This is a genomic window from Butyrivibrio sp. LC3010 (genome assembly GCF_000424385.1).
GTDB lineage: Bacteria > Bacillota > Clostridia > Lachnospirales > Lachnospiraceae > Butyrivibrio.
Map to the genome: position 1 here is coordinate 16695 of NZ_AUJU01000033.1, position 13611 is coordinate 30305.

Annotated in this window: 9 protein-coding genes and 3 tRNA genes; 3 read left to right on the top strand and 9 right to left on the bottom strand. The window is 36.5% G+C overall.

Going from position 1 to position 13611, the window contains the following annotated elements; genetic code table 11:
- Positions 1 to 29: 29 nt before the first annotated feature.
- Positions 30 to 944, bottom strand: coding sequence for a carbohydrate ABC transporter permease (locus G622_RS0117475; protein WP_026511760.1), 915 nt, complete (start codon positions 942 to 944; stop codon positions 30 to 32).
- 14 nt (positions 945 to 958) lie between these two features.
- Entirely contained in the window at positions 959 to 1879 is a 921-nt protein-coding gene (locus G622_RS0117480) for an ABC transporter permease (RefSeq protein WP_026511761.1), read from the bottom strand.
- Between the two features lie 188 nt (positions 1880 to 2067).
- Here G622_RS0117480 and G622_RS0117485 point away from each other — a divergent pair, with 188 nt between their 5' ends.
- From G622_RS0117485 to G622_RS0117495, 3 genes are all read left to right on the top strand, one after another.
- Positions 2068 to 3120 (top strand): LacI family DNA-binding transcriptional regulator, encoded by a 1053-nt coding sequence (locus tag G622_RS0117485; protein WP_026511762.1) that lies wholly within the window; start codon positions 2068 to 2070, stop codon positions 3118 to 3120.
- Between the two features lie 239 nt (positions 3121 to 3359).
- Positions 3360 to 6911 carry a hybrid sensor histidine kinase/response regulator gene (locus G622_RS24900; protein ID WP_049945932.1) on the top strand — a complete coding sequence of 1184 codons (3552 nt, stop codon included), beginning with the start codon at positions 3360 to 3362 and terminating at the stop codon, positions 6909 to 6911.
- Positions 6912 to 7137: 226 nt separating this feature from the next.
- Positions 7138 to 9183: a HelD family protein gene (locus G622_RS0117495; RefSeq protein ID WP_026511763.1), complete on the top strand. Its 2046-nt coding sequence runs from the start codon at positions 7138 to 7140 to the stop codon at positions 9181 to 9183.
- A 321-nt stretch (positions 9184 to 9504) separates the two neighbouring features.
- Here G622_RS0117495 and G622_RS23505 read toward each other — a convergent pair whose 3' ends face one another.
- The 7 genes from G622_RS23505 to G622_RS0117530 form a co-directional block, all read right to left on the bottom strand.
- Positions 9505 to 10110, bottom strand: coding sequence for a hypothetical protein (locus G622_RS23505; RefSeq protein ID WP_049945933.1), 606 nt, complete (start codon positions 10108 to 10110; stop codon positions 9505 to 9507).
- 583 nt (positions 10111 to 10693) lie between these two features.
- Entirely contained in the window at positions 10694 to 12235 is a 1542-nt protein-coding gene (gene srtB, locus G622_RS24905) for a class B sortase (protein WP_049945934.1), read from the bottom strand.
- Positions 12236 to 12290: 55 nt separating this feature from the next.
- Positions 12291 to 12869, bottom strand: coding sequence for a xanthine phosphoribosyltransferase (locus G622_RS0117510; RefSeq protein WP_026511764.1), 579 nt, complete (start codon positions 12867 to 12869; stop codon positions 12291 to 12293).
- Positions 12870 to 12989: 120 nt separating this feature from the next.
- A complete protein-coding gene (locus tag G622_RS0117515) occupies positions 12990 to 13208 on the bottom strand; it encodes a hypothetical protein (RefSeq protein WP_026511765.1) in 219 nt (72 codons plus the stop codon).
- 152 nt (positions 13209 to 13360) lie between these two features.
- A tRNA-Phe gene (locus G622_RS0117520) sits at positions 13361 to 13433 on the bottom strand.
- An 8-nt stretch (positions 13434 to 13441) separates the two neighbouring features.
- A tRNA-Met gene (locus G622_RS0117525) sits at positions 13442 to 13515 on the bottom strand.
- 13 nt (positions 13516 to 13528) lie between these two features.
- A tRNA-Tyr gene (locus G622_RS0117530) sits at positions 13529 to 13610 on the bottom strand.
- Position 13611 lies beyond the last annotated feature (1 nt).

Consider the following 13611-nt stretch of genomic DNA (forward strand, 5'->3'; position numbering starts at 1 on the left):
TTCAAACCTGTATAACAGGTGAATTAACGTTAGCCTTTAACTGAACCAACCATAATTCCCGAATCAAAATACTTCTGGAAGAACGGATACATAACTATCAAAGGCAAGCTTGAAATGATGATAGTTGCATATTTCAAAAGCTCTGCAAGCTGTGCTCTTTGTGCAGTACTCTGCATATCTGCGATCATACCCGGATCCGGCTCATTCTGAATAAGGATTGCTCTAAGAACGAGCTGCAAAGGCTGCTTACTTGCTGAATTGAGATAAATCATTGCATCAAAATAGCTGTTCCACATTCCTACGAACTGCCAAAGTACCAATACTGCTATAAGCGGTGTACATACAGGAAGCAGTATTCTGAAGAAAAATACCAGCTCATTTGCTCCATCCACATCAGCAGCCTCTCTAAGCTCACCGGGTACTCCCTTATAATATGTTCTTGCGATGATCATATTCCAAACGCTGAATGATCCCGGAAGAATGATTGCCCACATGCTATCAAGAAGTCCCATATTACTTATAAGAAGGTATGTAGGAATAAGTCCGCCACCAAAAAACATGGTGATGATGAAAATTGTATTGAATATTTTCTTGCCCTTAAAATCATCTCTGGACATAGGGTAAGCACATAACAATGTGATAAATACTGATATAAAGCTGAACAATACTGAATAAAGAACTGCGTTACCAAAACCTACCCAAATCTGAGGATTTGTCATAACTCTTTCATAGGCTGTAAGTGTCCACTTGCTCAGATCAAAAACAATACCTTTATTCTGAAGAGTGATCGGATCCATGAATGATGCAACTATAATGTAAACAACAGGTCCGATGATGGCTGCTACAAACAAAGCCAATAATATATATCCAACTAAGAGAAACAGCTTATCTCCCATGGAAGCTCTTGCAAATTCACTCTTTCTGATAGTAATTGCTTTTTGCATTTGTTTCTCCTCCTTTATAATCCCTGACCGTCGTTAAGCTTTTCTACTATTTTATTAACTGCAATCAGAAGGATTACGTTTATAACTGTATTGAAAAGACCAACCGCTGTTGAATAACTGTAATCTCCATTAAGAAGACCCTTTTTATAAACATAGGTTGCGATAATTTCAGATGAAGCAAGGTTCATGTCAGACTGAAGTGCATATGCTTTTTCAAATCCGACACTCATGATGTTTCCTGCCTGAAGTATAAACTGGATTACTACCATATCCTTAATAGCAGGCCACTCTACTGCCTTGATCTGTTGCCAAATATTGGCTCCATCGATCTGTGCGGCTTCCTTAAGCTCCTTACTTGCATTCGAAAGGGCTGCTGTGTACATGATTGAAGCCCATCCGGCACCCTGCCATATTCCACTGATAATGTATATCGGTCTGAATGCAGCTGGAATTGTAAGGAAGTTTATGTTTGTGCCAAGCATCATATTCAGAGGTCCTGTTACAGAAAGAAGGATTCTTACCATACCACAAAGGACTATTACTGATATGAAGTTAGGCATGTATAAAACAAGCTGAATCTTCTGCTTAATCTTGCTGCTTGCAATTCTGTTAAGCAAAAGTGCAAGAATAATCGGCATTGGGAATCCCCAAAGCAATCCGAAAACACTAAGTTTAAGTGTGTTTACCAGATACTGTAAAAAGTCCGGGGACGATAGAAACTGTTGAAAGTACTTAAGGCCTACCCATTCGCTTCCAAGTATTCCTTTAAATGGATTGTACTTCTGGAAAGCAATAAGAATTCCACCCATCGGAATGTATCTGAATACTATAGTCAGAAGCAGTGCCGGTCCTAAGAAGAACACATATAACTGCCAATGCTGCTTTATATAGATGAGTGTATTGTGCAGGTTATTGTTTTTCGCTTTTGCATTCATAAAAAACTCCTCCGCAATGTTTTTACATTTGTAACATCTCTTTGCGTATGTAAAATATATCACAGCATAAGATTAGTGTCAACATGATTATTTTACATTTGCACATTTTACATTTACATTTGACATCATGATTTTTACATTTTATAATGAAACAATCATTATGAATCAAAATCAAATGGAGAATTATTATGGCAGGAAAAGTCACACTGCAGGACATAGCAGATGCACTTGGTTTATCCAGAAATACTGTATCAAAAGCAATCAATAATACAGGTGTTCTCGCAGAATCTACCAGACAAAAAGTATTAGAAAAAGCAATAGAGATGGGTTATAAGCAATTTTCATATGCCAACTCTGTCTCAGAAATTAAGAATCCATTAATTTCAAAAGCTAAAGCCTCCGGAGAAATAGCTCTTCTCACAGGACGCTTTTTAAATAATTCACATTTTGCATCTACCATGCTTGATAAGTTTCAACATGAAGTGTCTCTTCTTGGCTACAGTCTTACAATGCACAGAGTAGATGCGAATAATATAACAGATCTTTCTCTTCCTATTTCATTCAGGCCGGAGAACACTAAAGCTATAGTTTGTATAGAAATGTTTGACCATACATATTGTGAAACACTTTGTAATCTCAATATACCTGTTCTCATGATAGATGCGCCGGTTGCAAGCTTTTGGAAACCATTAAATGCGGATATCCTTTTAATGGACAATTTTTCAAGCATTTACACTGTTGTAAATGATATGAGCAAAAAGGGTATTTCCAAAATAGGCTTTGTAGGTCAGGTTACCCACTGCCGCTCATTCTATGAACGTTTCATGGCTTTCAGAGAGGCTCTTTACATTAATAACCTTGCATTTGAGGATAAATACTGTCTTTCTGAGGTTCATCCTCATGATTCAGATTATAGAGAATATTTATACAGTGCACTTGAAAACATGAAAGAGCTGCCTGAAATGTTCATATGTGCGAACGATTTTGTGGCTCTTGACCTGCTATATGGTCTCAAGAAGATGGGAATAGAATGTCCCCATGACATTAAACTTTTTGGCTTCGATGATTCACCTGAATCCAAAATAATTACTCCCTCACTTTCAACAAGCCATATTCATAGCCAGATTATCGGTTATTCCGCTGCCAATCTTGTAATGTCAAGGATTGAACAGCCAGACCTTAACTACAGAATTACTTACACTGAGACAGATCTGATTTACAGGGATTCTACATTAATTTAAATTCTTATCTTTTCCTGATAAGAACAATAATATATGACTTCTTGCGGGCAAAAAGAAAAAAGCCCGCAAGTCCATTCTATTCCCGTTTTTCTAAAAAACATGACTCTATAAAAACCAGTTATCTCCGGCTCCTTCTCTGATGGGATATTTTATTAGTTATTTAGGAAACTTTTATAATATAAGACTTCTAAAAGCTTTAAAATATATATAATACCATCACTATGAGAGGAGCCAGCGTTATGGGTATAGATACCATTGAAAATGTATATACTCTGCTTGCCGTAGTACTCGGCGCTCTTTATGCGCTCTTTAAATACATCAAAACACCAAAACGCGGATGGCTTTTTATTTCTGTTTTCTTTTTGGCTCACCTGCTTAGCGATTATTATTGGACAACCTATACTTTGGTTATTGGCGAAGATCCTAATGTATCCGAACTGATGGCTTATTTTGGTTGGAATATAGGCTATCTTTTTTTATTCCTTTTGACAATTGATATGCGTCCCAAGGAATCCAAAGGCTTTTTTCACCCCATAATACTTGTTCCCATTCCTCTAGGTATATGGCAGTTTTTCATATACATCCGATTCGGAGGAATATTTAATAACATATGGGAGGGATTCTTTGCAATATGCATTTCCTGTATCTGCGTACAGGTTATATCCCACTATTTTAAAAACAGGGATAATTTCAAGGAAATACCCTGGCTTCATCTGACAATACTATGCTTTATAATATTTGAGTATGGAATGTGGACATCCTCCTGCTTTGATTGGGGAAGTGAGCTGGTTAATCCTTACCACTATTTTTCTTTATTGGAGTGCCTGTCGCTTATTTTTCTGAATCCTTCAGCTAATAAATGCTATGAACAACGCGGAACAGCCAGACAGGAACGTACCGTTCAGGAAACGCATTTTACAATACTTTTGCAAATTACTGTTACTGTCATCATTTTCTTTGGAGGTGTCGGAGGCTATTACATAGGCGTTTATATGAAACACCATCTCCCATCTTCTGCAGATAATCCGGATGTTTACAGTAGCATCGCTATCACATTGTTTATTATTTCCATAATTCTGGTAGCTTTTATATTGATGATCATTTTGATGACCGCTATCAGGTACAAATCTCTTGAGAACGATTTTCAGGAAGGGGCTTCAATAAAGCGAGGTCGTTTCAATTTTATCATGACAATAGCCATCACATTCTGTCTTATGATAACATCTGTTTTGTATACAGCCCGCCTGTTTTATCAGGTTTCAGTGACAGGTGCCATGGAGGATGGTCAGGCTAAGGTATATTCAACCGCAGAGGACTTTGAAAATTATCTGGGAGTTGCAAGATCCATTCTCTGGGTTACTGCTGATACCGTAGATATAATGCTGCACAACGGTGATTCACAAGATATTATCCGTGATTACATTTATAAGCAAACCGAAAACCAGTCAGAACAGTTTGATGAAAACTTTACCGGTCTCTATGCCTATATAAATGGTGAATACATGGATGGCTCAGGTTGGGTTCCTCCCCCGGATTACAATGTAGAGAACAGAGACTGGTACAAAAATGCGGTGAATGCTGAAGGAAAAACCATAATAGTTTCACCTTACGTTGATGCCCAGACAGGTTCTGTTGTCATTACTATATGTAAGCTTCTATCTGATGGTGGCAGCAAAGGTGATTACAGCAATCGTGAGGTTGTTGCTCTTGACATGGTTGTTAATCATGTAACTACTACTATTCAGGATGTCAATATAGCCGGAAAAGGTTATGGTTTCGTCGTTGATCACGATGGTATGATAATAGCTCATCATGATTCATCCTTAAATGGCCGTGATATAGATGAAATATACGGTGAGGGCTTTTTAGAAACCCTTACAAATAACAAAAACGCTACTTCCAAAGTGTATATTTCCGGTGAAGCATATACTTTATTCATCGAACCAGTAATTAGTCAATGGTATGTAGTTATAGCCATAAGTGACAAAGAGCTTTTTGAGGAGACCTACAGACAGCTTTCTTTCAATATCATTGTTTCATTGATCATTTTCCTTATGATTTCATTTTTCTATTATCTTGGATATAAAAACGAGCAGTTAAATGTAAGAAAAATGGAAGAATTGCGTTCCACTAATATGCGCCGTGATTATGAGGCACAGATTTTAAAACAAAAAGAAGTTGCTGCAAACGAAGCCAACAAGGCAAAAAGTCAATTCCTGGCACAGATGTCCCATGAAATCCGAACTCCCATAAATGCCATACTTGGTATGAATGAAATGATTCTTAGAAGTAGCGATGATAATGACATTCTTGATTATTCAAAAGGAATCGATTCTGCAGGTAATACCTTGCTGGCACTTATAAATACCATCCTTGATTTTTCAAAAATAGAGGATGGTAAAATGGATATTATTCCTGTTAACTATGACACCGCTTCATTAATAAACGACTTGCTTAACTCTATTTCACGCCGTGCAGACGAAAAAGGCCTTGAACTGATTTCAGATATTGATAAAACGCTTCCTCGTACTCTTTTTGGTGATGATGTGAGGATTAAGCAGGTTATAATGAATCTTTTAACAAATGCTGTAAAATACACCGAAAAGGGTTACGTTCGCCTCACAGTTCGTGCAGATAGTATGAGCTCAGACAAACTATTCCTTTACGTTTCCGTTCAGGATACAGGTATTGGTATACGTTCCGAGGATATAAACCGTCTCACCCTGTCATTCCAAAGGCTTGATGAAAAGAAAAACCGGAATATCGAAGGAACCGGCCTTGGCATGTCTATTGTTTCAAACCTTCTCACTCTTATGGGAAGCAAAATTTGTGTAAAAAGTACCTATGGCGAAGGTTCCTTATTCTACTTCACAATAGAGCAGAGAATCACTGACAGAACGCCTATAGGAGCTTTTACGCAAAATCCGTCAAGTAATAATGGTGAGCGCTCAGACAGTGATCTGATAAATGCTCCATACGCTCAGGTACTTGTGGTTGATGATAATAGTCTGAACCTCACGGTTGCTACAAACCTGTTAAAGCTATGCCATATCAAACCTGATTCAGTCACTTCCGGCGCTGAGGCAATATCTGCTATGTCTGATAAGATATATGATATTGTTTTCCTTGATCACATGATGCCTAAAATGGATGGCATAGAAACTCTGCAAAAGCTTCGTGAGCTTGATCTTATTCCGGAAAGTACAAAGATTGTTGTCCTTACAGCAAATGCAATTGTAGGTGCCAGAGAAAAATATCTAAGTGAAGGCTTTGATGACTATTTATCCAAACCAATAGGAATAAATGCCCTGGTTTCGATACTGACAAAATATCTGCCGGAGTGTGCCTATGCGACTGAAGAAACAACAAATCTCAGTGAGTTTGAAATAACAGATGATATACCAATTGAACCAAATAATATTCTAATCTACGATATTATGAAGCTTAAGCTTGCCGGAATAGATACAGACAGCGCAATAGAGTACTGTGGAGACAGCTCTGAGGCCTATTTTGATACACTAAATTATTTTACTCAGGACTTTGATTCGAAAAGGGATCAGCTGACTCTTCTTTACGATAACCAGAACTGGAAAGAATATAATATACTCATCCACGCAATCAAAGGAAACCTGCGCATACTTGGCATCACTGATCTTGCTGCAAAGGCACTTTCCCTTGAAAAAGCTTCAAAAAGAGAGAATTTGGATGTAAACTATATCACATCCCACCATACTTCTTTTATAAACGAGTATCGTTTGATTAAAGAAGCAATCTGTGCGGCAAAGCTTTAACACGTTACTGTTCACACCTTACGGTGCTCACAGCAACTGGATTTGCCCATTCCAGTTGCCTTCGGCAAAGGGGCAAATCCTATATTCAAGACGTAGAACATTCTCACGCTCAGCGCAGCAAGTGCTCAGAGCTGTCTGAACAGTAACTTTAACACTCATTATAGTTTTGACAACTTTATAAAGTGTAAATAGGCTGCAAATCTAAAAGTAAAGGTACATATTATAAATGGAAAAAGAAATCTTCAATGAAGAACAACAGCATTTAACCAAAATCTACAACAAGTTGCTTGAAATGAAAAATGACCTGGAATCCCAGATCAAAAAACTGGACGAAAAAGCTACTGACGAGAAAAACGACATCCGTGACAATATTCGATTTGATTACGCTGACATAGAAACTACTATGGAAACCTTAGCTGAAATTGAGGTTTGGAATCGCTATATTGACACTTACAATGTTGAAAGCAGTTCACTTGGTAACAGATTAAATACTGTTAATAAACTATTGGAATCCCCTTATTTTGCCAAAATTCAGGTTCAATTTGACCCTTCAGAAGCCCCGGAGGACTATTATATTGGTCGTGCTGCCATTTCTCAAAATGGTTACAGCCAGATGATAATTGACTGGAGATCTCCTATTGCAGAGGTTTACTATAATCAGCAAAACGGCCCAACCTCCTATATGGTCGAAGACAGAGAAATCCCTGTTAATTTACTATTAAGACGCCAGTTTGATTTACAAAAAGATAAACTTATCTCCTATTTTGATACTCAGATTGCCATAGAGGACCCTCTGTTATTGCAGTCACTTTCACAGACTCGTTCGGATAAAATGCAGGCAATTACTGCAACCATACAAAAAGAACAAAACACCGTTATCCGATATCCTGATGTCCCGTTTTTATTGGTAAATGGCATCGCCGGAAGTGGAAAAACTTCTGTTTTATTGCAACGAATTGCATATCTTTTCTATCAAAAGAGAGATTCTCTGCGTCCAGACCAGGTTTGTCTTATGACGCTAAACCCGGTTTTCCGCGACTATATCGATAATGTCCTTCCGGATATGGGAGAAACCAATCCTCTGACATTGACCTGGCAGGAATTTGCTGAGATGGTAGAGACTCCTTTTTCAGAAAATGCATACGATTTTACCGATACCGATAGCTTAAGAAAGATACATGAAATCCTGCCAACTCTTACGCCTGAAGCAGCTGATTTCTTTGATATAAAACAAAAAGGGAATCGTGTTCTGTCAAAAAAAGAGGTGCTTTCAGTTGTTAAGAGCTTCTCTCAATTTCCTATGGGAGTCCGCCTGATTCAGACTGTATCTGATGAACTTGAACATAGAGCCAAAAACGTGCTTAAAAATATTGATCATAATATGGACAGCGAATCCGGATCAGTTGCAAAATCCGATTCTGCTGAAAACAATCGAATTGAAAATGATCTTGGCGGTGCACTTCATAATATCAGACACTGTAACTTCATAAATGTCATACATATAGCAAAGCGTATTCTCGGAAAATCACGCATAACCGCAGCAGAATGGTTTTACACACGTATGGAACTTACAGGAGAATGTGATCGTAACATGCGTTATGTAATGGTTGATGAAGTTCAGGACTATACTATGGCACAGATGCTTATTTTCAGGAAGTATTTCCCCAATGCCCGCTTCATGCTCCTTGGTGATGAATTTCAGGCTATCCGTGAGGGTACGGTTACCTTCAACGAGCTAAAAGATATGGCAAAGGCAGATAAGAAACCCTTCGTAGAACTTCCCTTATTGACAAGCTATAGAAGTTCACCGGAAATTACTGACATGTTTGCTGCTATCCTTCCGGAAGAAAAAAAGCTGATGATTTCCTCCGTAAAACGCCCAGGTGCAAAAGTCTCCGTTATAAAGTGTAGTTCTGATGAGGAACACTTATCTGAACTCAATACCCAGATATCCAAATTCGAGAAAGAGGATGGCCTTACTGCAATCATTTGCAGAAATCAATTTAATGCTGATAAGCTTTTCACTGCGTTAAATAGTGATTCTATACCAATGATAGCAGAAAACAATGCACTTCCTAAAAAAGGTAGCTTTATCATTGAATTAAAACTCGCAAAGGGATTGGAATTCGACAATGTAATCCTTGCTGATGCAGATCCGGTATCTTATCCTGATGACGAGCTCGGAAAACATTGCCTATATACAGCCATGTCCCGTGCCACAAGACATCTTGCAATCCTTGCAGTAGGTGACTTGTCTGCAAATGTACATTGATTTACAATTCACAGATTAAACACAAAATGTACACTTTGTTTTACGATTTTAACTGTATTATAAAAACATCAAGAGAAAAACATTTCTTGATACTCCCTCATAAAACATAAACTTTTCTTCAAAAAAACAAAGCTGGCGTAACCGTGACAAGGCGCCAGCTTTCCCCATTAATAAACGTTTTGTTCAGGATATATCCTTTCTTTGCGAGGATTATCCAATTTCAGACAAAAATAGCCCTCTATGACTTATTGCGAAAAATGGAAAAGTTCTGCAGTAATCCGACTTTGCCAGATACTCTTTCTGTTTTTCTGAGGAAAACAACTAATTTGCAATAATTAGGAATCCTCCTGAAATCTCAAAAGCCTCAGCATTTTTATGTACTTTCTCACAAAAATTATCCGGTACAATAGCAAAAGGTTCTGCTGATATAGGTGCCCCATCTTTTATACTCTCAAGGTTATTCGGAAAATCTGATAATTCCAAAAATGTCTGGATTATATCAACAAAAGGCAGCTCCCATAACCCTTTAGCTACACGTATTAAGTTATTAATCTTATTATCATCATACGAAATCTTCCCTTTTTCTATTGTTAAAAGTTCATCTTCCGGAATTATGATATGTATTGTAAATATGCCATCCTCAGGATTATTCATAATAAATGATCTTACTTCTGATAAATCCTTATATTCATAAAGAAGCTGCAAATAATCACTACTGATATCATCTTCAGAGGACATTCTGAAGCATTCCTCAAGCTTTTCCTGGTTGAAAGCTATTATCTTTTCATAAGGCATATCCATATAATCCCAGTATCCGCTGAGAAATTTCATTCCCTGCATCGATAACTTGTCATAAAAATCCTTCAGAATAGTATCATATATATTCCTTTTATTACATTCTGCTACCAAAGAAAAGTAAGCCGGCATCTCATCTTCTCCCACCACATATTCGTACTGGACCAGGTCCTCGCAAAGCGAGGGGCGTGTCCTGCCAAAGGCAGGATTCTTAAACGCTTTTCCTTATTGCGTTCAAGAAGTCATCATTTCCCAAATGATAATAAGGAAAAACGTTTGAAATCCTGTCCTTTAATAATAAAAATAGCTATTTCTATATCTTTTAAAAATCATAAATCAAAATTTATTATACATTTTTTCTGATTTGTTGGACATTTGTTGGACTACTATAAATATAATAAATATCAGAATAACAAATGAAGCAGTTCTTGCTTTTAGTTAATCTCTTATGAGGGGGAGATTTTCGAAATTAAGAACCTGTCCATTCCTCCGGCGAAGATAGGCGACACTAACTTCAGCCAGAATTCGTTGTTCTCCAAAAAAGCGGCTTAAAGCCGCTTTTTTACTTACCACAAGGAAATTCCGTTTATTTTTATAAAGTCAAATATTTGCCAATATAGTTTTATAACGAGAATACTCATCCATCTCTTCACCATTATTGGCTCTTTATAAATTCGATATCAATTTCTTACCATCTTCCTCAGGTAAATTAAGGTTATCTTTTGGTATCTACTAATACTCCTAAAACTACAAATCTTAAATCATCCTGCGATGTACATGTTGAAAGAATAACAACCTTATCATCTTTATTTACAGGTATCTCAGAGTCCATATACGATTTAATTCTTACAGGTTCAGCATCTGCCACAAATGCTTTAGCTTCTTCCCCAGTGTAATCATAAATTACTGAATCATTAGGAACATCCATGTAAGCAAATACTTTATACCTATATTCAGCATCAGGTGTTATTATTTGAAAATATTGATGATCATTATAGTATTCCTTACTCTCTCTATAATCTCTAAGCTTTCCAAACATGGATTTATCTTTCATATTGTGCCCATAAATTATAGAATTTGAGTCATTAAAATCCTCTGCAGACCTGTAATCAAGGAAAATTGCTCCTGTATTAGCTTCCTCTCCTGTATATCCGATATTTAGATATTTTTCATTGTCTGAGCCCTGCATTATTGGATATGAAATGGATGTATTCTCAATAAATAACCACCCTACAGTCTCAGGATATTCATCTTTAAGACTCGTTAAATCAACATCACATGGCTCCCAATCAGTATCTGATTCTGAAGCATTAGACTTATCCGCAGTTCTGTCTTCTGCTTCCTCATCATTGGCTTTAGTAATATTGCTATTTTTCGTAGATTTAGCTAATCCACCTTCATTATTAGCCTTCGAAGACTCAGCAATCTCTGCATCATTGCTATGATCTACATCATTACTATCATCTACATCATTGCCATTAACTACACCTTCATCGGATTCAGACTCTGTACTCTTATTATTATCCTCATTAATACCGGTTTCTTTTTTAATCTCCGTATTCTTATTTATGTTCGTATCTTTATTTATGTCTGTGCTTTTATTAGTATCAGAATCCTTTTTAGAGTCATCATCATTGTTAATGTCTGTATTTCCGACATTTTCTGTATCTTCTGTAGTACGGTTACCCATATTACCTGATGTATTATTTAATTCTTTTTCCTGAGCATCAGAATTTATATTCTTGTCAGCAACTTGATCTTTTTTATCCTGCTCTTTGTCATCAGGAATTTCTTCAGTCGACAGTTCACCATCCTCAGAAATAGTCTCATCTGATTGATCTACATCCGGTAAACTTTCGTTGCTGTTATCTTCAACCTCGACATTACTAATATCTGAATCACCTAAATCATCTTCTATTTCACTATCTGCTTCTAATGCTGCCAGTTCTTCATTATTACCACTATTTTCACGATTAACAATGAATTTCTCTTTATTACGATCAAATACTACTACTCCAAGCACTCCTAAGATAACAATCGCTCCAATAATTATTAACTTTTTACCCTTCTTTATAAGTCCCAAAATATAATTCAATAAGGAAAGAATATACTCAGGTATAATAAAAATAATATTTATCAGAACAATGACCGCAAGAACCATATATGTTATCAGTTTTGCATTTTTCTTATGATTTTCGTTATAATTCCTTGCAGAAAGAGCAAGCTTTGTAATAATTCTCTTTTTAAGTTCGTTCACTAAATTATCATTCTCCTCTAAAATATTGCACGAAGAAGATTATAACACATTTTTGCTATTGTTCCCTGAAAAATATTTGACCATCATCAGTCATATTATCTATTATTGCAAGAGAAGTTAAATCGTATCCCATTTTACGTAAATCATCCCCACCATGCTGAAATCCTTTCTCAATACAAATCCCTATTCCGCAAATATTTGCACCAGCCTGATTACATATCTCTATTAAGCCTTTCATAGCATTTCCGATAGCGATAAAATCGTCAATAATCAAAACGTTGTCATTTGAATTAAGAAATTCACGTGATATTGTCGCATCGTATTCCTTATTATATGTATAAGAACTAATTCTTGAAACGAATACATCCTTTCCAATGTTTAAACTTTTGGATTTTTTTGCAAATACAACCGGTACATGAAAATATTTGGCTGCAAAGCATGCTATTGCAATACCGGAAGCTTCTATTGTAAGTATTTTTGTGATATCTTTATTTTTATATTTCTCATAAAAGGCTTGCCCAATCTTATCAAGGATATCTACATCTATCTGATGATTTAAAAAGCTATCTACTTTAAGAATATTTCCCGGATAAACTTTCCCACATTCTACTATCTTCTCTTCTAAAGCCTTCATTAATCCTCCTTCTTTCGATTAACTATACCTCAATAATTTCTTTACCCATACTAAAAAAGGATTCCGCTAACGAAATCCTATCTAATTATATGCAATATAATAATATTGCACATACTATATTCAATTAATAATCTTAAAGTCTTTATTCCATATAAGTTCAAGCCCATCATACAAATAAGTAAGTTTTCCATCAGGATAAAGACTTATAAATTTGCTTGTAATATCAGATGGGTTATCCTTAGAATTATAGAAAACACCACCCTCGTTGTTATAACCCTGCTTCTCATAAACAAAACCATCAATAAGCATACGATCAGGAAATGTGACTACTCTAGACATTTTCACCCTCCAATATTGTGGCTGTTAATTAACAACTATTTGGATTTTAACATGTAAAGCAATCAAAGTAATTGATGTAAATTAATCAAATTCATAATTTGAATCATAAAAAGAACTGTAGGATCTGCTAAAGAAATAATTAATTAAAAAGATGCCTAGACTCGGAATCGAACCAAGGACACGAGGATTTTCAGTCCTCTGCTCTACCAACTGAGCTATCTAGGCAAATTGAGTAGCGGGGACAGGATTTGAACCTATGACCTTCGGGTTATGAGCCCGACGAGCTTCCAGACTGCTCCACCCCGCGATATTTAATTGAATGGATGGCGGTGGATTCGAACCACCGAAGCAATTTGCAGCAGATTTACAGTCTGTCCCCTTTGGCCACTCGGGAAGCCATCCA

Bases quoted from the DNA above. Each gene is read 5' to 3' on its own strand.
- G622_RS0117475 (WP_026511760.1), bottom strand. From the start codon at position 944: ATGCAAAAAGCAATTACTATCAGAAAGAGTGAATTTGCAAGAGCTTCC.
- G622_RS0117495 (WP_026511763.1), top strand. From the start codon at position 7,138: ATGGAAAAAGAAATCTTCAATGAAGAACAACAGCATTTAACCAAAATC.
- G622_RS23505 (WP_049945933.1), bottom strand. From the start codon at position 10,110: ATGCCGGCTTACTTTTCTTTGGTAGCAGAATGTAATAAAAGGAATATA.
- G622_RS0117515 (WP_026511765.1), bottom strand. From the start codon at position 13,208: ATGTCTAGAGTAGTCACATTTCCTGATCGTATGCTTATTGATGGTTTT.
- G622_RS24900 (WP_049945932.1), top strand. From the start codon at position 3,360: ATGGGTATAGATACCATTGAAAATGTATATACTCTGCTTGCCGTAGTA.
- G622_RS0117485 (WP_026511762.1), top strand. From the start codon at position 2,068: ATGGCAGGAAAAGTCACACTGCAGGACATAGCAGATGCACTTGGTTTA.
- G622_RS0117510 (WP_026511764.1), bottom strand. From the start codon at position 12,869: ATGAAGGCTTTAGAAGAGAAGATAGTAGAATGTGGGAAAGTTTATCCG.
- G622_RS0117480 (WP_026511761.1), bottom strand. From the start codon at position 1,879: ATGAATGCAAAAGCGAAAAACAATAACCTGCACAATACACTCATCTAT.